This window comes from Photorhabdus stackebrandtii, from assembly GCF_011189495.1.
Lineage (GTDB): Bacteria > Pseudomonadota > Gammaproteobacteria > Enterobacterales > Enterobacteriaceae > Photorhabdus > Photorhabdus khanii.
In genome coordinates this window covers 76,845-103,646 of sequence record NZ_PUJV01000014.1, presented here as the reverse complement: position 1 = coordinate 103,646, position 26,802 = coordinate 76,845, and the positions used below count along the sequence as shown (strand labels likewise).

The 26,802-nt window shown below is 45.3% G+C and carries 12 protein-coding genes and 1 pseudogene; 2 read left to right on the top strand and 11 right to left on the bottom strand.

All coding sequences use genetic code 11. The features are described 5' to 3' along the window. From C5470_RS13450 to rtxH, 11 genes and pseudogenes are all read right to left on the bottom strand, one after another. Positions 1-5,663, bottom strand: a 5,663-nt coding sequence (locus tag C5470_RS13450) for a non-ribosomal peptide synthetase (RefSeq protein WP_166289868.1), incomplete at its 3' end; no start/stop codon positions are given. A 1,730-nt stretch (positions 5,664-7,393) separates the two neighbouring features. After that, positions 7,394-7,612: a PAAR domain-containing protein gene (locus C5470_RS13445; protein WP_422631075.1), complete on the bottom strand. Its 219-nt coding sequence runs from the start codon at positions 7,610-7,612 to the stop codon at positions 7,394-7,396. After that, complete coding sequence (locus C5470_RS23705; RefSeq protein ID WP_422631076.1) at positions 7,551-7,886, bottom strand: hypothetical protein; 336 nt, start codon at positions 7,884-7,886, stop codon at positions 7,551-7,553. Before C5470_RS23705 ends, C5470_RS13445 begins: the two co-directional genes overlap by 62 nt. A gap of 32 nt (positions 7,887-7,918) precedes the next feature. Then, positions 7,919-8,173: pseudogene (locus C5470_RS23700) on the bottom strand (contractile injection system protein, VgrG/Pvc8 family); the annotation flags it as partial. Between the two features lie 774 nt (positions 8,174-8,947). Then, on the bottom strand, positions 8,948-9,133 hold the full coding sequence (locus C5470_RS13430; protein WP_036850553.1) for a hypothetical protein: 186 nt from the start codon (positions 9,131-9,133) through the stop codon (positions 8,948-8,950). Further along, the gene (locus C5470_RS13425) at positions 9,133-9,276 is read right to left on the bottom strand and encodes a hypothetical protein (RefSeq protein WP_166289865.1); all 144 of its coding nucleotides are present in this window, start codon (positions 9,274-9,276) and stop codon (positions 9,133-9,135) included. Before C5470_RS13425 ends, C5470_RS13430 begins: the two co-directional genes overlap by 1 nt. A gap of 178 nt (positions 9,277-9,454) precedes the next feature. Then, positions 9,455-21,241, bottom strand: a complete 11,787-nt coding sequence (rtxA, locus tag C5470_RS13420; RefSeq protein ID WP_166289861.1) for an MARTX multifunctional-autoprocessing repeats-in-toxin holotoxin RtxA — start codon at positions 21,239-21,241, stop codon at positions 9,455-9,457. A 559-nt stretch (positions 21,242-21,800) separates the two neighbouring features. Next, on the bottom strand, positions 21,801-22,016 hold the full coding sequence (locus tag C5470_RS22490; protein WP_207626991.1) for a hypothetical protein: 216 nt from the start codon (positions 22,014-22,016) through the stop codon (positions 21,801-21,803). After that, a complete protein-coding gene (locus C5470_RS13410; protein WP_166289858.1) occupies positions 21,967-22,125 on the bottom strand; it encodes a hypothetical protein in 159 nt (52 codons plus the stop codon). Before C5470_RS13410 ends, C5470_RS22490 begins: the two co-directional genes overlap by 50 nt. Before the next feature lie 46 nt (positions 22,126-22,171). Beyond that, complete coding sequence (rtxC, locus tag C5470_RS13405) at positions 22,172-22,633, bottom strand: RTX toxin-activating lysine-acyltransferase RtxC (RefSeq protein ID WP_166289855.1); 462 nt, start codon at positions 22,631-22,633, stop codon at positions 22,172-22,174. A gap of 21 nt (positions 22,634-22,654) precedes the next feature. After that, positions 22,655-23,005 (bottom strand): protein RtxH, encoded by a 351-nt coding sequence (gene rtxH / locus C5470_RS13400; protein ID WP_166289852.1) that lies wholly within the window; start codon positions 23,003-23,005, stop codon positions 22,655-22,657. 343 nt (positions 23,006-23,348) lie between these two features. On the opposite strand from rtxH, the gene C5470_RS13395 reads away from it, so the two are divergent. Together C5470_RS13395 and C5470_RS13390 are read left to right on the top strand one after the other, a co-directional pair. Next, the gene (locus C5470_RS13395; RefSeq protein WP_166289849.1) at positions 23,349-25,454 is read left to right on the top strand and encodes a peptidase domain-containing ABC transporter; all 2,106 of its coding nucleotides are present in this window, start codon (positions 23,349-23,351) and stop codon (positions 25,452-25,454) included. Next, positions 25,447-26,802 carry an HlyD family type I secretion periplasmic adaptor subunit gene (locus C5470_RS13390; protein WP_166289846.1) on the top strand — a complete coding sequence of 452 codons (1,356 nt, stop codon included), beginning with the start codon at positions 25,447-25,449 and terminating at the stop codon, positions 26,800-26,802. Before C5470_RS13395 ends, C5470_RS13390 begins: the two co-directional genes overlap by 8 nt.

Below are 26,802 nucleotides of genomic sequence, written 5' to 3'. Positions count from 1 at the left end.
GGCTGTTCATTTAAGCAGGCAGAATAAAGTACGCCCAGTTCTGATTTCAAGATCTCTACAGACCAACCATCGGACACAATGTGATGCTGAGTCAGCAAGAAGACGTAATCCTCGTCGGCTCGTTGTACCAGAGCGCAACGAATTAAGGGACCACGGGCAAGATCAAACGGCGTTTCCGCCTCCTGTACGCACAGAAGCTTAAGTTGCTCATCGACTTCAAGCGCGTTACGCAGATCGTATTGTTTCACCGGCAGACCAAACTCCGCCGGTAACAGTTCAACCTGAGGCTGACCGTCAACCATGATAAAGACTGAACGCAGCGCTTCGTGGCGGGCAAACAGACGATTCAGCGCCTGTTGCCAGGCGGTAATATCAAGCTGACCACGCAAGTACAGTGCCAGCGGAATATGATAGGTATCACTGACGCCATCAAACTGCGCCAGAAACCACAGACGCTGTTGAGCGAATGACAGCGGTAAAGCACTCTCACGGGAGACGGGAATAATTTCAGACAATCTCCCCCCTTCCACATTGCGCTGGGCGCAGATCCTCTCCGCAAAGGCCGCAAGTGACGGTGACGTAAATAAGGCAACCAGCGGCAGTTCAACACCGAAAGCAGCGATACGATTCATGACCCGTACCGCCAACAGTGAATGCCCCCCCAGCGCAAAGAAGTTGTCATGCCGGCTGATCTGCTCAATGCCTAATAATTCACGCCAGATAGCCGCCAGTGCAGTTTCTGTCTCTCCTTGTGGTGCTTCGTAAACCTGACGGGCAAAAGCATCTTCACCCGGAGCCGGTAATGCCTGACGATCCCGCTTGCCATTCGGGGTCAGCGGGAAGGCGTCCAGACGCACAAAAGTCGCCGGCACCATATAATCAGGCAAAATAGCACTCAGATGTTCACGCAAACGGGCAGCTAATCCGTTAGCTTCTTCCGCCACGACATAAGCGACCAGACGTTTGTCCTGCCCGTCACCCAGCGCCAGCACCCACGCTTCGCGCACCGCAGGATATTCTGTCAACCGGGCTTCGATTTCACCCGGTTCAATCCGGAATCCACGGATTTTAACCTGCTGGTCATTACGGCCAACAAACACCAGATTGCCGTCCGGCAAATAACGAGCCAAATCCCCGCTGCGATACATCCGCGCATCAACGTCATCACTAAACGGATCAGTGAGAAAACGTTCGGCGGTCAGTTCAGGGCGATTGAGATAACCACGCGCCACACCGACACCGCTAATATACAACTCACCTACCGCTCCCCATGGCACTGGTTGACCATGTTTGTCCAGCAGATAAAGACGCTTATTGGCCGTCGGACTGCCGATGGGAACTAATCCCCCGGTATAGTCTGACGGGCAATTCCAGGTGGTGGCACAAACAGTGATTTCCGTCGGGCCATAGGCGTTGAATAGATTGGCTCGACCGCACAATGTCTGAAACAAAGCAGTCGCTGGCGCTTCTCCTGCGAATATTAGTGTGGGCTTTATCGTTATCGCCGGTAAACCGGCACCATCGTGGAACATGGCTGGTGTCAGGCAGGCGTGCGTTACCCGCCATTCTTCCAGGTGATGCCAGAGACGATACGGGTCTTGCCGGATTGTTTCAGTCGGAATAACCAACATAGCCCCACTGCTCAACGCCATCATGATTTCCCAGACGCTGGCATCAAAACCAAATGAGGCAAATTGCAACATCCGGCTGGTTATACCAACATCAAACTGGGCAATTTGTTCCAGCGTCAGGTTAACCACACTCTGATGTTCGATCATCACCCCTTTCGGTCTGCCGGTGGAGCCGGAAGTGTAGATCACATACGCCAGATGCCGTGAGGTGAGCTCAGGGACCTGCGGGTTGCCGTCCGGTTGATCCGGCAGGGTCTTTGGATCGAGTACGGTTAGCGTCGCCAGTGTTTCTTCACCCAATGCTGCCCGTCCAATATCATCTGCTAGTAAAATAGTTGGCGCGGCATCAGTGAGCAGATAAGTCAGACGTTCACCCGGATAAGCCGGATCTAATGGCACATAAGCCCCGCCTGCTTTCAACACCGCCAGTAATCCCACGACTCTTTCCAGTGATCGTGTTACACAAATGGCTACCGGTTGATCCGGTATTACACCTAATGCAATAAGCTGATGCGCCAGCCGGTTGGCTCGGGCATTCAGTTCAGCATAACTAAGCGTCTGATTTTCATAATTTACCGCTATGGCGTCCGGGGTCTTCTCCACCTGCTGTTCAACCAACTGATGAACACACAACTGTCCAGGATATGGCGCAGCGGTGGCATTCCAGGTTTCCAGCAATAACGCGCGTTCCGTTTCAGGTAGAATGTTCAGTGCCCGTACCGGCGTTTCTGGTGCCCGCTCCAGCGCTTCTGCCAGACTTACCAGCGCCTGTTGCATATAACCGCATACCCGGTCCGGCTCAAACGGCGCTACCACCTGGGCAGTCAGCCCCAGAGTTGTGCCACCATCCTCCACCGACAGCGCAAACGGATAGTTGGTCTGCTCCTGTTCGCCCAGGAATTCGATACCCGGTACAGCCTCATGAGAGATCAGCGGCTGCTCATTATGCCGGTAGTTCAACAGGGCACTAAACAGTGGCGTGCCGCCCGCTACCCCACTGCAACGCTGGGCCAGCGCCAGTGACGCATGTTCAAAATCCAGCAATCCGGCCAGCCGGGACTGTGCCAGCCGTACACTCTCGTGCACCGGCGTGTCATCCATATTCAACCGCAGCGGCAAGGTATTGATAAACAGCCCCATGCCGCTGTCAGCCCCTTCCCCCGCCGCCATGCGCCCAAACAGCACAGTGCCGAACACCACTTTCTTCTGCCCGCTGGTCCGTGACAGTACCTGCGCCCAGGCCAGATGACACAATGTTGCCACACTGACACCCAGACGTTTTGCCTGCTGACGAAGGCGATCATTTAGCTCCGACGGTAACATCCGGTGCGATTGTGTGACCTGCGAACCGTCACGATGCACCTCAATCAGGCCAAACGGCAACGTCGGCTCATCCACGTCAGCCAGCATGTCGGTAAAGAAGCGGGTATGCTCTGCCTGATTGACATCCAGCCGAACCTGCGCCACCAGATTGCGGAAAGGTGCCGGTACCGGCAAGTTGTCGCCCTGCCCGGCAAGACAGACCTGCACTTCGTGGTGCATCACTTCCATTGTTGTATGGTCGCCAATCAGGTGATGCTGCAATTGCAGCACATGCCAGCGGCCATCGGTTTCCTGCGCCACCACAAAGCACAACAATGGGGCCTGACTCAGATCAAAACGATACTGATGCGGGTTAAAACGGTGAGCCAATTGCTCGCCAACCGGCCCGTCAGCCGGGTCCAGGATCAGTTCAGTAACCGATAAAGACGCCTGACGCCTGACCACCTGCGCCGGTGCAGATAATCCCTGCCAGATAAATGCGGTCCGCAGGATATCATGGCGATCAACCACCTGTTGCATCGCCACCAGATAGCGGTCCAGCAGCGCCCGGTCAGCAAAAATCATCGGATAGGCCAGCAGATAGGGATCACCTTCCTCCGCCAGTAGATGATGGAACAAGATACCGTCCTGCAACGGTGATAGGGCGTAGATATCCTGAATATTGGCAATCCCGCCCGGCACCTGTTCAACAATGTAGTCAATCTCAGGCTGGGTCAGATCAATCAGTGGCAACATCTCTGGCGTCAACGCCGTGGTCGCTAATGTGATGATATTGGGCGGCACCACGACAACCTGATGTTGCTCCAATGTCTGGGCCAATTCTGACAGCACCGGGCACTGGAACAGGTTACGGGCGGCCAGTGTCAATCCCAGGCTGCGCAGGCGTTCAATCATCCTTACGCCGAGCAGAGAATGACCACCCAGTGCAAAAAAGCTGTCATGCCGGCTAATTCGCTCAATACCCAGTAATTCGCGCCAAAGGGTCGCCAGAACAATCTCCATCTCTCCTAGCGGCGCTGCATAGACCTGACAGGCGAAGGCGTCCTCCCCCGGTGCCGGCAACGCTCGGCGATCCAGTTTGCCATTTGGCGTCAATGGGAATTCATCCAGACGCACAAAAGCCACCGGTACCATATAATCTGGCAACCGTGCACTCAGGTGTTCACGCAAGCGGGTAGCCAATCCGTCATTCTCTTGGGTCAGCACATAGGCAACCAGTTGTTTGTCCTGCCCCTCTCCTAACGCCTGCACCACAGCTTCACGTATCGCCGGATATTCCACCAGCCGGGCCTCAATTTCCCCCGGTTCAATCCGGAAACCGCGGATTTTCACCTGCTGGTCGTTACGGCCCAGGAATTCCAGATTACCGTCCGGCAGATAGCGGGCCAAATCTCCGGTTCGGTACATCCGCGCATTCGGTTTATCGCTAAATGGATCTGTGAGAAAGCGTTCAGTGGTCAGTTCAGGGCGATTGAGATAACCGCAGGCCACTCCGTCGCCCCCAACATAAATCTCACCGGTCATCCCCAATGGTACCGGCTGGCCGTCGGCATCCAGCAAATAAATCCGGGTGTTGGCAATGGGTCGACCAATAGGAATAGAAGTCGTCCCCGACGTTAACACGTCAATACGGTAGGTCGTGGTCAACGTAGTTCCTTCACTCGGACCGTAGGCATTTAACAACTGTTGTGGCGGGTTCTTACGCAGCACTTGAGCAATAACATGCGGATCGAGGACATCTCCCCCAACCAGCAGCATTTTAAGTTGCGGCAACACCGGGGACAGCTCCGCCACCAGCCGGTTAAACAGCCCGACACTCAGCAACAGAACCGTAATACGATGCGCCTGTAACGCCCGGATAAAATCCAGCGGCGTCAGCAACGTAGTATGATCAATAACCACCAGCGCAGCACCGTTGAGCAACGGTGCCCAAACTTCGAAGGTGCTGGCATCGAAAGCCGGGTTAGCGGCGAAGGCAATCCGGTCATTGGGTTTGATGTCAGCATAGCCATTATTGATGACCATCCGGACAACAGCCCGATGAGGCACGATGACCCCTTTGGGTGTCCCCGTCGAACCGGAGGTGTACATGATATACGCCGGCCCGGTACTGGAACCCAATAAATCAAGATTGCAACGCTCTTCTTCCCGGATCGGTTCTGTCTCGGGGGTAAGACGGAGCCGCGGAACAACTAAGTCAGCCGGGGTTTCCGTCTGCATATCAGTAAGCAGTAATTTGGCAGCACAATCGTTTATCAGCCAGCTTTTCCGCTCATTCGGTACGTTGGGATCGACAGGGACATAAACCGCACCGGCCTTAAGGATAGCCAACTGAGCCACTACCAGTTCAACCGAACGTTCTAACAGAATCGCCACGTGGTCATCCGGGTACACACCCTGTTCAATCAGTTGACAGGCCAGCCGGTTAGCGCGGGCATTCAGTTCCGCATAACTCAGGATCTGATCCTTGGAGATTAACGCCGTGGCTGCTGGGGTTTTCTCTGCCTGTTGTTCAAACAACTGATGAATACATAAATGGTCAGGATACGGGGTTTCTGTGGCGTTCCAGGTTTCCAGCAACAATGTGCGTTCAGCCTCAGATAACCCATTAAACTTTCGCGCAAATATGCCATCACTCACCTTTTCTGACGACACACTCACTAACCCCGCTTGAAGGGTATTTTCCTTTCTGGTAATACTGTCTTTCATCTGCTTACTACCTCAACGAATCTATTGGATATTTGAAAACTGTTATTTCCAACAACCATCAAAAATGTTTTTCTTTTACTTTTCGGAAAAATAACAACGAGCACATCAGGCATCAAAAGATACTCCAGCAATACTTTCTCTCAGCTGTTGGATGTAATAGCCCGGTTAACATCCGCATAATTAACAATTTTGCGACGATAATTTTCCTGACAACGGAATAAATGGTTCATCAGATGAACCGAAATAAGGCATTCCATTTTTTCCTGTTTTTTAGATAAGCGCCTTTGATTTACGTCAATTTTTTATTGGCCGACGCTGAATTCCATAACTAAATAAAAATAGATCTATTGAATATATCTACTGGCACGAGCGCTAAGTCCTTGCTGTATTTTGTCCGTTTAGTATTAATATCTGATTGAAATTATTTCAGATAAAATTAGGTGTTTATAAATATCAATAGCCTCCAATAACCAAGAAACAAGAAACAAGAAACAAGAAACAAGAAACAAGAAACAAGATAAACCCAACAAAAATACTATTTATCATAATGTTACAATAAAGTTATGTATATTTTCCCATATAAAACATAAACCGGCTTTACTACATATTATTTTATAATAATCAAATTACACAACTAATGTAAAGTATAATTATATTTAACACCGATGGTAAATAATTTAAAATTAATACTAATTTTTTACATATATTGCTTCGTAATAATACGAAAATGTAATCAATATAAAAATCAATTACATATTAAAATTAAATTAGTTGATTATTATTTCAGAAAATAAAATCATATGATTAATTACTTATTCAAATGTATTTTTAAATTCTATATAGCATAAAAATGGATGGCGGTAATTTCGGTTTCCAACCAAAACGGTAAATGAATAACAAAGCGCTGGTCATAAGCGGGGGTAAAATGAGAATACCAATGGGAAAATCAAGCAGTTTATTCTCAAAGGAATAGACTTGAGGATCGGGAAAGGAGGAAGATACAGACGATAGTTAACTTTGTCACCTTATTAATCAATTTAAAACCTGTTTTTCATGATATTTTCTCTTCCTGTGTCAGTATAATATTGAATTTTTTACCCGCTTTAAAAAATCCTTAATCACTGCTTTTTATCTTTGTTGATTAAAGTTTTTATATCAAAGGAGGATTTAAATTAATAAAATTTCCAACAGGAGAGTTAACTACATTTAATCGAAAATCATTAACCATTAAAAGCGAGTTGAAAAGAAATCCGCATGGAGAAGAATATTACCCGAATAACCGGGGATTAAAACGCTTTCTCGCCGGTTATTTTATGAATAAAACCCTAAAAATAATGCAATGAAAAAGGGATAAAACGGTTAATCTGGCAGGATTTAAGCCCTGAAAAAGGAGGTGATTATCGGAAAAATAGAAAGGGGTATTTTTATATTATCAGGTTATTTATTTGCTGATTTATGAAGACAAAATAAAGGGGGGTGACTTATTAAAACTGCGGATAAAACAGCGTCAGTAAAGATAAAAAGTGGATATGATTAGCATTTGTTAAACGTAAAACACGATAGCTAATGATGATTAAACTTCACAAAAAGCAGGTGTTAAAAGCGGTAAAAACAACGGTGAAAATGTTATAGAGATTAAAACTATAAATTAAAACAATAGCTTTTAATCACAGTTTGAAACCTGCTCTGGTTTTATGGGTATTTCAATTAAGGGCCTTGGAATGTGATATTTATGACCGTACCTTTAATCGACAGGCTCCAGTCGAACAACCACAATTAACCCGGTGTCCCTCCAGTGCAACAGGTATTCCCTGTATATTGAATAAGCTGGAGCCTTCCGCAATCGCCCCGGTTTGTTTACAGGCGGGACAAAATACCGGGTCGCCTTTACAAGCAACCGATACACACCCACTTGCCGGTTTCACTGAACCAGCCCCCAAACTGAGCAAGGAGTTCACGGGTACTGTCGCGGATGTAATCTAACCCCTGCTCTGTCAGGCCAGCCACTTCCTGTCCGAGAATAACCCAGTCTTCATAGCTGGGTAAGAAAGACCACGGAGAGGTACTGACAAGCGGGGGATTTTTGGTCAGAAGTTGTGGAATAGTCCCCGGTACGCCCTCTTCGGGAGGAGGGGGAGCGGGTAAGGCATCATCAGGAGGTGAACCGGACGGCAAGGGGGCCAGCATGGGTAAAGGTACCGCCTCTTCTCTGATAGCAAACACCACTTCTGCTTTATAGGGCCATAAAAAGTTTGACGGCCATCAGTATTACCCTGTTCGACACCGGCTATCAAACCATTAATGGTACGTTCAGTAACGCCATTACGGATAATAGTCAGTGATGCACTGTTCCCCAGCTGGTCATTCAAGGGAATATCATCACGCGGACTCACTACGGTTAATGTCAGGTTATAAAGCTGTGACAGCTCTTCCTGCAAGGTAAATTGCGATACCTGAAAGGTTGTTTGGGACAGTGCGCCAATTTGGCAGGTGAAAACTAATCCATCCATATTTGAAACCTTACATAATTGAACCATCATTCTGAAACGGGGTAATGACGACAGCGGCCATTAAGCGAATAATCACGTTCTGTTTTTTTAATCGCGCAGCAAAACGCTTCTTCATATTACCGAGCCGGTGTTTCAATCTGATGGCGCTGAATACAAAGACAGTGCCAGCCTATTCCGTAGTAAAAAATGCAAGCGGAAAACACAAGTCACTTAATACGTGGCGTTTGGGAGAACAATAAACAACTTCCCGTTGAGTCGAGTGGGAATGAATAACAGAACATTTCGCCCTTTGTATTTTATGACCATAAGATCACGATATTTATCATATTAACATGATAAAAATGTGATACTCATCACATAAAATAGCTAATTAATCGCTATCAATGCATGGAATTAATAAAAATCTTCGTAAGTTTTTGCCTAATACGGGGGAAATCTAAAACCCCAGAAGTGTCAGGATATCAATCAGGTGTATTTGGGCTGACAATATATGCTTTGCGTGTTTCTATTTGAATTCGGTGACCGTCTTGACGTAATCTGCGTAAATTTTATTAACACTTTATTTAGTTATTCACAATAGATGATTTCTGTAATTTCAGCACGTAGACTGACTGGCTCAATAACGGAAAAAGCCGTATTCATTACTTCCTCACTGAGTCATCAATATCAACTCTTTGTTAATTACCCAGTGAAGAAAAATAGACAACCCATTGCAAAAGACAATTATTCATTCTATTTTGGAAGAAACATTTAGCAATATTATCTTTCACATCATCACCAGTTGCCGCTAATACTGTTAGTTCCACCAGTTCCGGCGCTCTTTGAACAATAACACCGTTTTTTTAGATACAAAACAGCATCAACTCGACCAATATCCACAACACCATGCAGGCCACCGTATCGATCAATTAACTCCTCTCTGATATAGCAAATCTCATCAAGAGAAATATGGAAAATCATCAGTCGCTCAATTCCCTAAGTTCAGCATCAAATTCGTCAAATATTGCCGTTACGTCCTGCTTTAATTTATTGGCCGCAAACTCACGATATTCAGCCTCCGAAATGAGTACCGCCTTACCAAATGACTTATGGCGAATGATCACTGGCTCACCGGCAAAAATAAACTGAATGCACTCAATGCAGACACGACAGTGACCAAGAACGGGAAATTCAATAGCATACTCAATAACAACTTATTTCTGTTGTTTCAACAAGATGATTGTTCCTTAAGTATGCTATTTACTTTTACAACAACTTTTTACTTACTTATTAGCAAATCAATCAGGCAAATTTTCCTTTTCCCATTGTGGTATCTGTCCACGCCGTTGTAATAGCCGCTTTCGCTTTACTGTCCAGGTTTTCAATAAAACCATTATCACCGACTGTCGGGGAAAAACTGCTCATGGCCTGGATCAAGGAATCAACCGCGTTGTCTGAAAGCGCAGTAAATTCACGCTCTCCTGATCCGTCTTTACGCCCCATCTGAGTCACCAATTTGGCACGATTGCCATTAAAGTAATCATTAAAGGTGACGGAACCCACTGACTCAAATATGCCCTGCTCAGTTCCATCCTGAGTATGACGATTCACTGATAACACCAAATCATATCCACTGCGCTGGAACCACAAGCTTTGCCAGTCAACATCGTTAAAGACAATCATATCTTCTGCGCTGATATCATTAATCTGACTCTCTATCACCTTACTACTGACCACAAAGCTGTCTACGCCCGCGCCCCCCAGGAAACTGTTTTGATACCCCCCCAGTACCAGCAAATCCAACCCCGTACCACCATCAAACTGGCTGAATTTCGAAATGGCGGACGCTATCAGGTGATCATCACCTTCTCCACCATTAATCACTGCATGGTAGCCCATCAGCTTAATCACATCGTTACCTGCGTTGCCATCAATGCGGTTGCCATTACCAAACACTCTGGCAAAGTCATTACCCTCAGCCAATTCAACCCGGTTGTTATTGCCGATGGTCACGGCGTAATCCTGATCTTCCCCAGTATCCACCCGGTTGTAGTTACCGGAAGTCACAACGTAGTCCCGGCCTTTACCAGCATCAATAAAGCCGCCTTCGCCAAAGACAAATGTCTGGTCATTACCCTCACCCATAAAGACATGGTTAATGCGTCCGGCCACCACCGCGGTGTCGTCACCATCACCACCAAACATCCAGTTTTCACGTCCCATCAGGACGCCCAGATCATTACCTTCGCCCCCCGTAAAGATGTTGGATGTACCAATTGAGTAATAAACGTCATCACCGCGGCCCCCCCAGAAGTTGTTGTTGTCTCCCAGATAAGCACCAAGATCTTTACCGTCACCGCCCCAGTTGAAGTTATAGTTCCCCAACGATACATGGATATCGCTATCCCCTTGCAAATGACCGCTATTACGCAGGAAATCAAATGTTTTCTGTTCCATATTGAGCAGATCTGCTGTCAGATTCTTTTTCAAGTTGGTGACTAACGATTTCATCTCTTCTTGTTTATGTTTACTGAATATTGTCGCAAACAAGTTAGGCAGGTTCAGCGAATTAAAGCCAAATGCACGCTCTGATTGGTCATCAACCTGTGTCTTCCCTCCGTTAATGACAATCGGCGATCTTTTTTCCTGATGTTCATCAGGCGCTTTCTTTTTCAGCCCATGACTCACAAAAAATAATTCCACACTGTCCGCATTCATATTGGCATGTTGTTTTAAACCATCACTTAATTTATCCGGATCAGTGAAGACCCGTAGTTGATCACCACTAAACTTCCCAATCACTTCCAGCATTTCCTGCAACATCGCCTTGCCATCAACACGCTTGCTGGTACGGGAAACAATCCGCCCCTCCGCAGTGTAATCCACACCAAAGATATCCGCTAAGGTGGTATCCGCATTGACACTTGCTAATCGGCCAAGCAGTTTGTTCCTAAGCTGGCGCGGTAAGTCCCGGAGATTATAGGTAAATGTTGTCCGCGCCATACCGGTTGTCGAGTATTGTTGCGTCATTAAACCAAACAGTGAGCCCAGGTTGGTATCCAGAATCGATTGTATATGGTCACCGAACATAAAGTTCCAGCTACCCGTTGTGACCTGAATATCCGCCCCCTGACCACCAACCGCAAAATTGAAGGCCAGCTTTTCATTAGCTTGACGGAATTTATCTGCACGGCTCATTTTGCCGGTATCAATATTGTTGCCGTGACGGCTTAACCATTGGTTGTATTTCTTGTTCAGTACAGCTTCCGTGTCACTTTTTAAGCCACGGCTACTGCGTTCATGTTGCGAATCCAAATCAACCAACGTTTCGTAGTCCACACTGCTGGTTTGATCCAGACCAGACATATCGCGCACAAATTTCTTTGCGCCAGACAGCGTCCACTGCCGATTCTGCGCCGCCAACCAATTCCGCTCTTCACCAGAATGAGCAATGGCTTTCAATACACCAGTAATACGGGCAGCACCATCAAATGGATTAACTAACGGTGGCGTTGGGATTGATTTATCCATCATCACTATCAGGTCATTACTGCGGCCCTGATTGAAGCTGATGTTGCGGTTACCGATAAACATCTGCGCCCCTTCAAACGCTTGATAGCCCCCGATATTGACGCTGTGCTTACTGTTACCATCACCGATGTGAACCATCACATTGTTGTCACCAAAGGCCAGTGATTTAAAACCACCGATCCCGACTTTGACACCCACATTTGAGGTTCCCCAGTTGATCACAGTAAATTCACCATCACCCACGTTCACCTGAATATTACCAGAGTAACTTAGCGGTCTATCTGACTGAGGGTTTGAGCTGACTTCAATCCTGTTTTTGTGCTTCCCCGGTGCAGTGAAAACATTAACATTATCCGCAATTGTCCCTCTACTCACGGCATCAGCGTCCTTGTACCCTACCCTGGAGAGGTTAATATCACTTTCAGCAATGCCACGACGCACTTTTTCTGTGCTGGTCGCCAGTTCACCCTGTTCATTCCAGCGCAATACCAGTTTGTTATCGTCCAGTTTGTTAACCCACTGATTATTTTTATCGCGGGTAAATTTACAGCCTGTCGCGTCAACCGCAACTTCACTGCGACGCGCAGAAACCTCACTGCGAATACCTTGTTCATTTAAGGCAGCAATAAAACGATAGGCAAAACCATCCCGTTTATCATCACTAATCAGTGAGCAACCTACTATACTAATTCGTTCAGGTTCACCCGCCTGGCGAAAGTTTTGTCTGAACTGTTTTAGTTTTATCGCCAGTTCGTCGGCACTGTAGCCACTCAGACGGGTGTTATTTTGAGCTGATTCTTCCCGGCCATGACCGACAATCTGCCAGCGCAATTTGCCTGATAATCTGGTCGGGTCGCCATAAACGACATGATACTTGCCGTCGGAATCAAGTTTAACAACGACGCTGGACTTCGGGTGTTTACCCGCCAGATTGATCACAGCTTTCGCGACAATCGGGTCATTTTCCATTTGAATAATGATATGACCATCAAAACGACTCCCACGGGCTTCACTCTTTTGCGCAAGGTTCTCTATCACATCATGATGTTTATTTTGAACACCAGAGAAAGTCGATACGATTCTGTCTGCATATTGACTCATCAAAGCACTGCTTTCTTCATGACCATAGAAAGTTTGTTCACCCGATACGTGGTAACCGGAAGAGGTCAGCCTCGCACGTAACTTTTCCCCCTCATGGCCCAAAACTTGACTGTCAGTCAACAACATGATTGGCGTATTGATCGGCAAACCTTTAAGGTTTTTTTCTACTGAAAACTGCCCATTCATCACTTTTGCCAATGCCCCTGTGATACCGCCAGGGTTTGGTATTTCATGCGCAGTTATGGCTTCGTCCACATTCGGCATCGGCCTGTCGAGTAACAAACCGGACACGGCTTGATCATTTTGTGCCGCATAGCGGGCAAGATCAGCCGCAACCGGCCCACCGATGGAATAGCCATGAATGATGATGTTACCCGGATCGATTCCGCGATCTGTCACCAAATACCGAAACATCGTCCGGGCATCTTGGTAGAGTCCTTTTTCACTTGGGCCCCCATCGCTGTCACCATAGCCACGCATATTGATGGCAAGCATATCAATACCTTGATTTTGGTAATGACTTTGGATAGCGCTGGCTTGCTCCTCAGCGGATAAACCTGAACCATGAATAAAAAGCACCACTTTTTTCGTTGCCGTTGTTGAAGGACTACCAGGTTTTACGTCACCCAAATGATAATATCCGGTTAAACGCCCCTGCCCGCCTTTTAGGGTGATTTTGCTTGATTTGCCATTATCAACAGCCGCCTTCAAGCCCGTCCGAGTCTCATCACTGATATGACGGCGATCTTCTTTAAGACCATAAAGTTCGTCGTTAAAGAACCGAGTCAGCGGATTTAAAGATTCATTATCGCGTGGTGGAGTATCATCATTCCTGATTACCACTGACTCTGAAACGTTATTTTTGCCAGATAACGCTTGTAACGTTTCCACAGGAGAACCACCCTGTTTTTTCTCCAAATCACATTGCCGATAGAGGTGCTGAGTTTTCTCAAAAGCACTATCTAATGCCTGACTTATCCATAGCCTCCCTTTATCTCCGGCGATATCCATCAGGTCCATATAACTGGCTGTGTAGTTTTGCAGTACCTGCCTGCGTTCATCACCCGTCGCCTGTAACGCTTTGTAAACGACCAGACTTTCATTAACTGAATGACCGCCATCAAACACCAGGAACACCAGTGTATTCAGATATCCCTGATCCACCGGGAAAGTCGGATCTTGACTGGCGATATATTTATTGAGATGAACCATGATATTGGTTGAACCAGAAGCCCCCGTCACTACGGAATGTCCTTGCGCCAACGCGTTACGTTCAAGCTCTGTTTCATGTCCGGGCGTCAGAATTCTGCCTGCTGCAACCTTTCTGCCAGACAGAAAGTCTTCGTACCGATCACCCGATGGCTGGTAAGGCAACGCAGTACCGTAATCATTGGTTTTCTGCTCCGTTATCTTCACCTTGTGTGTTACACCAGCCCATTTAGCTAACTGACTGCTGGTCGAACGGGTCTTGTAGATTTCTTCCCGATAGAAAATGTCCCCTTCCGCTTTCCATTGAGATGAACTCAACCCCATGCCATCCACGTTCGACATTTTTACCGCCAGAAACGGTATTTTGATCATTTCAAAGCCGTTATCCACCTTGGTCATCATGGTTTTAAAGTTATCAAAGGTCGGTTGTTGCAGGAATGTAGTCAATTCAGGCACCCGGCTGAACCAAGGGCGAATATCCTTTTGAATGACATTGGCAAAGGCTTGCATTCTGATAGCAATATCACGCACGGGCGCAACAGAAGTATCCCGCATCCATTGTTCAAACTCCTGCACCAGGAATTGACCTGTCCTCCTGGCTGCCGCTATCGCATCCGGTGACACGGTTTTCACCAACTCATGGGCCAACTCTGAATCAAAACGGCGGCCAAATAAGTTATCAATATATTGAGTGGTTGCCTTTTTTCTGTGGGCATCAATCTGTAATGAGCACACCAAAGCATGTAACTCTGGGTATGCCTGTAACTGGGGGGCGGCGTCATTAAATAACCTGATGGTTTTTTTGGATGTCACCTGCCCGGAGAGCCAGAGTTTCCTGGCCCGTTCAACCAAAGGCGTTGCTTCCGGGATATCTGCTTCTTCCAATCGGCTCATGAAAGCAATGAGGCTTTCACTTTCGGTTCTGGGTGCTTCCCGTTCTGCGGCTGAATTCTTTCGGGTCAACGGTGTCATTTGCCATTCAATAAGGCGATCAATTTCTTCTTGTGTTACACCACCCTCTTTCAGGCCCACAACACGTCCAATACCATCAAGTATTATCTGCGAATTAAGTCGTTCAACATGTTGAGGCGCCACCGTAATCCCAAGGATCCCAACTGATTCGGCCCTCTGAGCCTGCAAGTGCTCCATCATCCGACCCATCTTAAAGCGTACTAAGTCCACTTGACTGCTACGCTGGGTAAACTCTACTGGGTTACGCTGTTGCCAATAAGAAAGTGCCTGTTCAAACTGCAATACATGCTCTTCATCAAAATGGGGCATCATTTTTTTGTTGAAAATCTCACGTACGGCGATCAGCGACTTACTAAGCTGTCTTTTCCGGCCTAATGTTCCCTCATCGGAATTGATAAACAGCTTGTTTCCTTCCTTCAATAAATTAAATTTTAGCTTTTCAAATATAACCGAATTATGCTGCTCCCCCTGCATGTCATTCCCCAACGATGCCAAATCAACGCCTGAAATTTTTAGGACTCTTCTGACAAACTCACCTGAGCTGTTTAAGGTTGGAGTCACCATGTTGTCAGATTGTGCTTTAGCGAACGTTGAAGTATCCAAAACGCCTGTCTTTGCTGTGCGAACGCTTGCATTTATCTGTAGACGATTAATCGCTTGTTTAGCGCCAGCCAGCGCTTGTAGCGCTTCTTTAGTTAAGCTTTTGTAAAATTTGCCTTTAACTACCGGTATAGATTCAGGATCTATATGGCTACCGGTTTCCCCGTCCCCTGTTGATTCATAAGCTTTGCCAGATAAACCACTACCACCAACACCTGTACGAGCAGGTTTGGAATCGTTCTGCCTGGCCTGTTTGGCATCTGCTTGTGCTTGAACAACTTTACTTTCAGCCGCCGCAGTATCACGCGTCCCCCGATTTTTCGCGTTCTGATATGCAATATTAGCGTCAATTCCAGCTTTTCCGGCCCGCTGTTGCTGCGATAACGCCTCTTCTTTTCTTAATTCTGCTTTTTTCTTGGCGTCCGTAATATCTTGTTTCGCATTGGCACAATGCTGTTCACTTTTTGCTACACCTGTTTCTGACTTCGCAACCGATTTTTCTATTTGTTTTTGGTTATCAGTAACATACTGTTGAATAGTTGTTAATCTTCTCTGTGCAATAAATTTGGTGTAATTCAATTCACCTTGAACACTGTCCAAATATCCGCTAGCAAATTGATTGCGCCACGGGTCACCTGATTCACCATTGTAGTTCGCATAATCACCAAGCGCCTTCAGCCCTTGAGCCATAGAAATCAGTTCGTCAGTCTCCGCCTGTGCTTCTGCTTTTATCGCATCACGCTGCGTCAGCCCACTTCGGTTAAGCGCTTCCTGATCCGTTAATTCCAATTGGGATTGCGATTTCGCAATAGCGGCCAGTTGCTTATCTTTTTCCTGCTCCAGCAGTTGACGATCTTTTTCGGCTTTTTCTTTATCGTTTAACGCATTTTGCGCCGCTTTATCCTGTTTCGCCTGTTCGGTAACAACATCGGTTTGTTGTGAGTGTTTAAATTTCGCAACGACATTGTCTAAGATATAGCCTAATCCATCATCCTGGCCTGTACCCTTAAATTCAATTCGGTTAGTACCCGCTTTTGCCATTAAATCGAGTTTTTGGGTATGCCATATAGCTCGTTCCCCAGAAGCTGAGAATACAGGCTGACCATTCCATAGCACCGTTATTCCATTGTCACTAAGATCACGATTCGTTATATTTGAACGATTCGCAAAATCAAAACTCAGTGAAATCACTTCACCTTCAGACAGGTTTTGCAATTCCTGCGAAATAATGGTGTTTTTATCAACATCAAGCTCACTGACTCGTTCACCATAATCGGCATTATCAAGACCATAAGTACTCGCTGAACCGTATGCCTCAATACCATTGGTTGACTGCCAACCCAAACCACCTTGCTCAAAGTTACCATTAACGATCAGGTTTTCATTCTGGCTTGGCACCGATCTTGTTTTTTGACTCAAGGCGCTTTCTATTGAATCAATATCAGGCCTTTCTACTGCGGTTATAGAACCACTGAGACAACGGCTTAAATCTGAATCTACCGGCGAAATTTCATCCATCTGAAAACCATCGATAGCAGAAACTTCCACTAAGTTAATGGCACCTCTGCCTTTATGTGCCCCAGACGTGTTAGCTTCATCCCCCTGAACCAGATAGTTGATCGCCTGACTGCCTCCCACACCTAACGCAGTCTGTTTGATATTCTCAAAGAGGGAAGCGAGTTTGTTGCTTTCTGCAACAGAAAAACTGTAAAAATCACCGTTACCAATCTTAATCGCCACATTATTGCGGGCATAACAGGCGTTGATACCCAGACCATCACCAATATGAAGATTAGCGTTGCCTTTACCTTTCATGACCGCCACATTAAGACCGTTTCCGACTTTGGTGTTAGCGTTATATTCACCCCACACCACGTTAACTGAAACACCGTCACCCACTTTGGTATTCACATTCAGGTCGCCATGCGTGGCAGTCACATTTAAACCATTCCCCACCGTGGTCGTGATATTGGCTTCGCCTTTCGCAGCAGTCACCTGTATACCATCACCCACTTTGGTGACGACATTTCCTTTACTCCACAACGCATTAAAACTGTCACCCTGACCAATCTGAGTTACTATGTTTGCATCGGCTTTAGCCAGCACCACATTACGTCCATCGCCAACCCGGGTGATAACGTTAGCTTTACCCCAGGCTCCCGTGTAGTCATCACCGTTACCGATATGGGTGATAATATTGGCATCACCCTGAACGACCGTGACTTCCTGCTTATCCCCCACTTTAGCAATGATGTTCGCTTTACCTTTCGCAAAGTTGTAACGATCACCATCACCCACCTGAGTCAGGATATTGGCTTCACCCCAAACGGCGTTCACCCCAGTTCCGTTCCCCACTTTAGTGATGATATTGGCTTTACCTTTGGCGAAACCCACGGTTGTACCATCACCAATGTGCGTCATGACATTACCCACATCGGAAATAAGTAAGCCAACCGTCCTACCTTCTCCCACTTTGGTCAGCATATTGCCTTTGCCAAGCAGTACAGCCGCGGTTGTCGAGTTGCCGACATGAGTGATGACGTTAGCTTTCGCCGCAGCGACAACCCCCATAAAATCATCACCCACTTTGGTGACAATATTGGCCTCTCCCAGCGCCAAAACACCGGTTAATCCATTGCCGGCATGAGTCATGATATTAGCCCGGCCAAACATTGCCGCCAGCGTTGTACCATCACCGACCTTAGTCATGACATTCAGCTCACCAGCAAACAAGCCAATACTGGTGCCATCACCCACATGAGAGTAAATATTGGCTTTACCCACCATCAAGGCAGCCGTCAGATCATCACCAACTTTTGTCAACACATTAGCACCACCGATCATGGCAACAAAGGTATTGCCATCACCCACATGGGTAAAGATATTAGCCTTACCAATCATCGCTGACAGAGCCATGCCATTACCCACTTTGGTGGCGATATTGCCTTTTGCCAGCATCAAGGCAACGCTCATACCATCACCAATATGGGTAAACACATTGCCGGCAGCTATCATCAGTGCTAACGCGTTGCCATCACCCACTTTAGTAAAGATGTTTGCGACGCCACCTATCAACGCCCATGCGTCACCGTTGCCAATATGAGTAAAAATGTTCCCCGCACCAAGCATAGCCGCAATCGCAGTACCATCCCCAACTTTAGTGAAGATGTTGCCGGCGGCTCCCATGACACCCAATGTCTGATCGTCACCGACATGGGTAAACACGTTACCCACCCCAAGCATAGTACCGGTGGTATTGCCGTCGCCTACTTTGGTCAAGATATTGGCGCCCCCCAGCATAACCCCCGTCGTGTTGCCGTCACCAATGTGAGTCAGTACGTTTGTACCGCCACTCATTACCGCCAGTGTATTACCCGACCCTTTTTTGGTGAGGATATTGGCTCCACCCAGTGCTATCGCCGTGGTGTCTGATGTTTCAATTTCATCACTGAGATGAGTGATAATGTTAGCGCCGCCGAGCATACCGGCAACCAGATCACCAGCACCGAGTTTAGTCAGCACGTTAGCGCCACCCAAAAATACCGAGGAGATATCGCCTTTTCCTGCTTGGGTGATGACGTTAAAACCGCCCGCCCCTGACCAGTTCGCATTGCCATGACCTATTTGGGTATGAGTGTTATATCCCCCCAACATCAGTATTCGGCTGTCACCATTGCCTTTGTGGATCGAGATATTGCCATAAGCCAGAAGATGAGCCAGATATCGCCCATCACCAACCCGAACAAGAACATTTACCGCACCGCCAGCATAAACATCCATTTCTCCCCGCTGGCTTTGATGAACAAAGACATTTGCCAAACCTGCCCCACGAAATGTCAGATCGCCCTCTTCACCGCTTTTCACAATAACATTGGCGGCGCCAGCACCTTCAAAATGCGTATTACCGAATTTCGATCTGTGCAAAATAACGTTAGCCGCCCCCGCACCGCTGAAATTAACATCACCGTGCGTCACGCTGGAGGTAATAACATTTCCACCACCCGCACCGCTAAAATAAATATCACCAGAGCTATCACCACTGGTTATTGATGATTTGGTAACATCTTGCTCAGAATAAACTTCAAGACGAGCTAAACGATCAGGAGTACTGTGATCAACATTTAAATCATAGTGAAGATGACTTAATGTATAACCCGCTCCGATTGATCTATAGCCATGAGGATAGGAAAATATTTCATTCGCTAAATGACCAGTATGGTCACCCTTTTTATACCAAGCTTTTGCAATATATTTCAGTTTCCCTGTTTCATAATCATTTGCCAGTTTAATTTCAACCACTTTGGTATAGGGTTGCAAAAAGGCGGCATACACATAAGTATTCGGCAGAGTGTTTGATTTAACCGCGGATACATCAATTTTAGAATCATCCGAAGAGATTGCGTATCCTCCCATTTTGGCATCACCCAGTGTGACATTTTCCGCTTTAATATTGGTATCGTCAGAATAAATCTCCCATTTATTTGGCAATAGATCTTCCTCAATGCCATATATTGTGGTTGTTTGTCGATGTACAAGATTGATATTAGCAAGACTAATAGCGCCTTCATTTTCAATCGGCACAAATCCATTGCTTACGGAAATATTTTCCGCAGCGAGATTCTTAAGATGATCTCCTGTTTTATACCAGGCGGTCGCGTAATAACGGAGCTTACCAGTTTCAGGATTATTCTGAAGCCGCACGGTAATAACTTTGGTATTAACATCATTGGCAAATGCAAACAGATAAGTGTCAGGCTCTATAGTGGATTTAATCGCATTAACTTGCTGAGGCTGCTCAATCCAACGTCCCTCCATTGTTGCCGATGTCATGACAATATCTTTGGCTTGAGCAAACTCTATTTCATTTTCCGCCCCCGTCCGGGTAATTTTATTATAAGCCCCTGCACCAGAGAAATTAATATTACTATGGGCAATATCGGAATAGAGTTTGTTATAGCCACCGGCGCCTTCAAACGTGATATCACCGCGAGTCTGTTCATACACATCTTCACTGTGGCGTATACGCTCAATGCGGTTTGATGCTCCTGCGCCACGTAAGATAATGTTGCCTTCTCTGCCTTTCCGCACGATATGATTATCCGCGCCGGCACCATGGAAAGTGATATCACCACTTTCCATCCACGAGTTGATACTGTTTGCCGCACCCGCGCCATTAAATGTCACATCACCCTGAGTCCCCTGATAACGGTTAAACCAGGTACGATCAATATCATTAGCTGCCCCTGCTCCGATAAAATACAAATTGCCCCGGTCAGTTTCATGCCATAACTCATTATATCCACCAGCCCCCTTAAAACTGGTGTCACCAGACAAACCTTTACGAACCAGTTTGTTATAGCCAGCAGCCCCCGAATAATATAAATCCCCCGTTTCACCATTATGATCAATGAAAGCAGCGCCCGACGCACCGGCAAATGACAGACCACCATTTCCCGTTTTACAAATACCTGCATAACCTGATGCGCCTTTTACCGAAAGTTCACCCTCTGTATGGTATACATCAACCTTAAATGAACCAATGGTAACATTGTCATCCCCACCATAAGCATAAACGTCGCCACCAACACCAATAGCAGTAATATTATTACCATCATTATCGTCGTAGTATTTTCCAGTAAAAAAGTACTCAGTACTTCTATTTGATGATTTCCCCATAAATAATCCTTTAATTTATAGCTGAAGTTAAGCATAAAACCACGGCATTTGATGAATACAGCGGTTGCTTTGAATATTCAATTTCCCACAAAACAGTTAAAGTTTCCTAATATTTTAACAGAAAAAGTCTTAATGATAAAAATCAATTATATCCCTTATATAAAATACCTAATTCAAAGTTATTTCATCCATTATCCGACTTCATCCATGAAGAATTAAAAAAATAAAAAACATTTAACGTAAGTATCTTTTTCCACAAAGAAACTGAAATACAGTGAAGATAATAAAGTCATTTCTAAACTAAGATATAAATTCTTATTAGTTATAACCAATTATTTTACTCCATAACCATATAATCATTAAAAATTATAACGATTAAAGTCATATAAGTAAATTAGATAATAACATCTTACTTTTTAGCAAAAAATTTCATCATATAAATAACAATTAGTTAACGAGAAATCTATAATAACCACTCGTTATTCATACGTAAAAAAATGGCTCACCTATTCTGTGAGCCATTTTCATTATTCATTCTACTTTTAGTATAGAGAGTTAATTAAGCAAATTTTCCTTTCCCAATAGTAGTATCTGCCCACGCCGTCGTAATAGCAACTTTCGCTTTACTGTCTAAATTCTCAATAAAACCATTATCACCCACGATAGGTGTAAAACTACTCATTACCTGGATCAATGATAACGATTCAAAGACACCCTGAACAGTTTTATCCTGAGTATGGCGGTTCACTGACAATATCCCGGCCTTCTCTAGCATCAATCAAACCGCCTTCACCGAAGGCAAACGTCATGTTTTCACGTCCTATCAGGACACCCAGATCATGACCTTCACCTCCGGTGATATCTCCTTCGCCTTTTTGAGTCATATGGCTTTCCGATTAAATAATCCTTTAATTTATTATTATTTTGAGTTTAAACAGAAAACCACTGCACCTGACGGATACAACGGTTATTTTGAACATCTAGTTTCCCGCGGACAGTACAAGCCTTCTGGCCTTTCCACGGCAAAAAGACACGGCGGCGTAAATCCCTGGCAACTTCGCGGCCGTGTCCAAAAGGCGCAATCATTTCGGGAAAAAAGATATGTGGTCCTGAACGCCAGTCCGTATGGATAAGCTCCCTTTCTCCGGAAAGAATCTCTTCCCGATTTTGTTCAGATAAAAAAGCCCAATTACAAAAAGCAATTGGGCGCCCTTGTTCATCTGCATAGTAGCAAAACTGATTCAGTTCAAACGCAGGCAAGATACGCTGTTGCCACTCGGACACCAGGTATCTTCGATGCAGAGGAGAATACTGACTCAGCAGCATCACTCCTCCGATCATTGCCTGAATTTCTGCGGTATTCAGTTTCGCTGGTTGATGTATAATCGCCATGCGTTACTTAACCGCCAAGTGTTATTTTGTGTTTTTAGATGGGCGTTTCTTAGAATTAGCAGGTTCTTCCACCATAGATTCCGACGCTGTTTGCTCTTCTGTGACTTGCGGAGCAGGTAAAAACCCTGCCACGATCAATTTGTCAAACTCAGCCGCCATGCGTGGATCTTCCAACATATTTTTAACCATAGAAACCATATACATGAATCCCGATGCAGGCATATGGATGACTTGCTTTAATTCAAGTTCATTATCATTTTCTGCCATTATTCCATTCGCCATCCGGTTTTGTTCCTGACCAACGAAATAAAGAGAAAAAACGCCTTTGTTATAATTGACGCTAGAGATAGTTTGTACGAATTTTTCAGACATATTTTTATTTACCAAAAATAAACAATTTATTAATAAAGTTAAACAACATTTCCAACAAGTAAAATTTAATTCAGCAGTATCTTGAATTTATATATCCATAATGCTTGAAAGGTGAGTGAATCAATAAAATAATATAGAGCAAAAACTCAAAATCAATATTTTACACATAAAAAGTCTCTTTACCCCCCATATATAGTCCTATTTACCCACACGGTTACCGACAGCAAATATAAGATAATTAATCGACATTAAATTATAACATAACAAACAGGTAACATGATAATCTGTTTCTATTCATATTTTATGCAAATATTGCTTATACAAAGTCTAAAGATATTTATTCATGAATGAGATTGAGAAATTAACCCTATCATCATTAAAATTAATATTGATGATCTGTAATGGAAAGAACAATATCAGAGATATTGATAACTTAAAAAATTCTAATTGTTACCACACTTATATAAAGGATATAGAGAAAAAATTTAACTTATCTCTTGTAAATAAGCACTCTGTCAAAAAGAAATATCATGACATACCATTACCCGCAATCTTGTTTGATAATAATGGCCTGCCTTTTGTTTTAGCCAAATCGAACCAAGATAATTCACTCATTCAGAAAGTGAATGAAGAAACCCCAGAAGTGTGGTCTACAGAAAAACTAATGGAAGAGTGGAATGGGAAATGGATTAAAGTAAAACAAAAACAAACTAAATTTGACATTAGCTGGTTTATTCCAGAATTTCTGGCACAAAAGAAAAACCTATGTGAAGTATTGTTATTTTCTTTTGTACTGCAGATTCTTGCCCTAATTTCACCATTAGTTATTCAAGTGGTAATGGATAAAGTCTTAATCCATCAGGCATTATCAACCCTTGATGTATTGGTCTTTGGCTTAATTATCGCCGGCATAATAGAGGTGATTTTACGTGGGTTACGTGAATACCAATACGCTCATACCGCCAACCGTATCGACATCAAACTGGGATTAAAACTGGTCAGGCATCTGTTCGGTCTGCCTTTACTCTTTTTTAAATCCCGTCAGGTAGGCGCGATTGTCACGCGGGTTCGTGAATTGGATACCGTCAGGGAGTTTCTGACCGGTTCAATGTTCACTTTATCTGTTGATGTCCTGTTTATGTTTGTTTTTATCTATGTGATGAGCCTGTTATCCGGCACGCTTACCTGGGTTTTTATCGCCACCATCCCTTTTTATGCCATTCTGGCGTGGTGGCTGACTCCCCGTATGGAGAAGGCCGTTGAAAAGCAGTTCACTCATGCAGCGCTAAATACCTCTTTTCTGACTGAAACCGTTTCTGGTTCAGAAACCCTTAAAAGCCTGGCGGTAGAACCGAGATTCATTCGGCGCTGGGATAGCCAGACTGAGAAGATGGTCGATACCAGTTATGCAGTACAACAATTGAGTAATCGCTCAAACCATATTGTCATGCTACTGCAAAAAGTTACTAATGCCGCGATTCTCTGGTTAGGTGCGTCAGAGGTTTTATCACTGCAAATGACCATCGGTCAGTTAATCGCCTTCAATATGATGGTCAACCACACTTCCCAACCATTAGCCAGGCTGGTGGAGCTGTGGGGACAATTCATCAGAACCCGGGTAGCCGTAGATAAATTAGGAGATATGTTAAATCTACCCACCGAACAGCAATCTGGCCAGCAGCAGGTAACACTGCATGGTGCAGTTTCGTTTAACAATATTGTCTTTCGTTATCAACCTGATATTCCACCAACTATCAAAGGCCTGACCCTTAATATCAGAGCCGGAGAAACCATTGGTATCGTGGGTACTTCCGGTTCCGGGAAAAGCACGCTGGCACGCTTATTACTCCGTCTTTATACCCCGGAAACAGGCGCAATCACCATAGATGGTATTCCATTACAAAACATAGGTATCGAAACACTCAGACAACAAGTTGGTGTTGTTCTGCAAGAAAATTTCTTATTTAACAAAACAGTATATGAAAATATCGCTCAGTCGAAACCCGATGCCAGCCTGGAATCGGTGATTAAAGTCGCCAAACTGGCAGGCGCACATGAATTTATTCTCAGGCTGCCGATGGGATATGACACAACCATTGCAGAAGGCGGGCAATCTTTGTCTGGTGGTCAGCGTCAGCGGCTTGCTATTGCCCGGACGCTCCTTGCTGACCCCAAAATCCTCATTCTTGATGAAGCAACCAGCGCGCTTGATGACGAGTCACAATCACGCATTCAATCAAATATGGCAGAAATTGCCCAAGACAGAACCGTTATCACTATCGCACACCGGCTTTCAACCGTGCGTCATTGTGATCGCATCATTGTGCTTAATCAGGGGGAAATTATCGAACAAGGCTCTCACAATCAGTTGCTTAACCACGGCAAACAGTACCGGAAACTCTGGCAATTACAACAGGAATTAAAACAGGAGGTGCCTTGCCATGATTAAGGCGTTTAAGGATAAAATTAAATCACGGTTGCGCTGTCGCCCACAGCACTATGACTTTTTACCGACACATTTAGCATTGTCACAACGACCACCGTCACCTTTCGCCCGCTACACCGCAATAACGCTCAGTATCGGCATTATCATAGCTTTGCTCTGGGCTTATCTGGGTAAGTTGGATGTTCAGGCAACCGCAACCGGTCGCCTGATTGTCTCTGGCCGTTCTCAGATAATTCAAGCATACGAACAGAGCCGGGTGACTGCTATCCATGTTCAGAATGGGCAGCGGGTAGAGAAAGACGCCCCACTTCTGACACTCAATACACTCGGTGTTAACCAGGATATCACCCGGTTATTAAAGCAGATCGAATATCAAACCCACGAAAAAATTCGTTATCAGGCTTTGACAGAAGAACAGGAACCGACAGAACAGGAACTGTTTCAGGCTTTACCGGCATCTCAACAAACACAAGTTGCTGAAAACTATTCCCGGGAGAAAAGAGAATACGACGCTATTATAACCAATCTAAAAGCAGAGATGAACGTAAATCTCTCTTCTCAACAATCACGAAAAAGCGATATCAATGCGCTCACTAAGCTCCGGCAAAATATCAATCAGCGTTTAAAAGCACGTCAAACCTTAAGTCAAAAACAAGTGATCAGTAAAGTTGAATATCTTGAACAGGAAAAAGAGTTTCTGGAAACAGAACGCCTGATTGCCCAACAAAATGCGGAGCTTCATGTTCTGCAATCGCAATATATTAGCCTGGAAGAGCGCTTAAACAGCCTGAAAACACAAAAAGAGCGCGAATGGTTTGATAAAAGAAAACAGGCCGAAGTTCAATTGGTCGTTTTAGAGCAAGAGCTTGCAAAAGCGCAGGTACGGGAACAACTTGAAATCATTCGCTCCCCCGTCACAGGAACAGTTCAACAACTCAGCGTCCATACATTAGGTGCGGTACTGCAACCAGCACAAAACTTGATGGTAATCGTTCCTGATGACAATGTGCAGTTAGCGGAGGTGCAAATTTTAAACAAAGATGCCGGCTTTGTTTATTCGGGGCAACAAGTCACCATTAAGGTCGATGCCTTCCCATACACGCGTTATGGCACTATCGACGGTGAACTGTTGAGCATATCCAGAGACTCAACCACAGATGAACAGTTAGGATTGGTCTTTCCTGCTCAAGTCAGTCTTAAACGTAATAGTATTACCATAGACAATACCCAGGTTGAAATTACCCCAGGTATGTCAATTGTCGCCGAAATAAAAACTGATCAGCGCCGCGTTATCGATTATCTTCTGAGCCCTATCAGAGAGTATCAATCTGAAGCATTGAGGGAGAAATAA

Excerpts from the sequence above, each read along its gene's own strand:
- C5470_RS13430 (WP_036850553.1), bottom strand. The coding sequence starts at position 9,133 with ATGATTTTCCATATTTCTCTTGATGAGATTTGCTATATCAGAGAGGAG.
- rtxA (WP_166289861.1), bottom strand. The coding sequence starts at position 21,241 with ATGGGGAAATCATCAAATAGAAGTACTGAGTACTTTTTTACTGGAAAA.
- C5470_RS22490 (WP_207626991.1), bottom strand. The coding sequence starts at position 22,016 with ATGCTAGAGAAGGCCGGGATATTGTCAGTGAACCGCCATACTCAGGAT.
- C5470_RS13410 (WP_166289858.1), bottom strand. The coding sequence starts at position 22,125 with ATGACTCAAAAAGGCGAAGGAGATATCACCGGAGGTGAAGGTCATGAT.
- rtxC (WP_166289855.1), bottom strand. The coding sequence starts at position 22,633 with ATGGCGATTATACATCAACCAGCGAAACTGAATACCGCAGAAATTCAG.
- rtxH (WP_166289852.1), bottom strand. The coding sequence starts at position 23,005 with ATGTCTGAAAAATTCGTACAAACTATCTCTAGCGTCAATTATAACAAA.
- C5470_RS13395 (WP_166289849.1), top strand. The coding sequence starts at position 23,349 with ATGAATGAGATTGAGAAATTAACCCTATCATCATTAAAATTAATATTG.
- C5470_RS13390 (WP_166289846.1), top strand. The coding sequence starts at position 25,447 with ATGATTAAGGCGTTTAAGGATAAAATTAAATCACGGTTGCGCTGTCGC.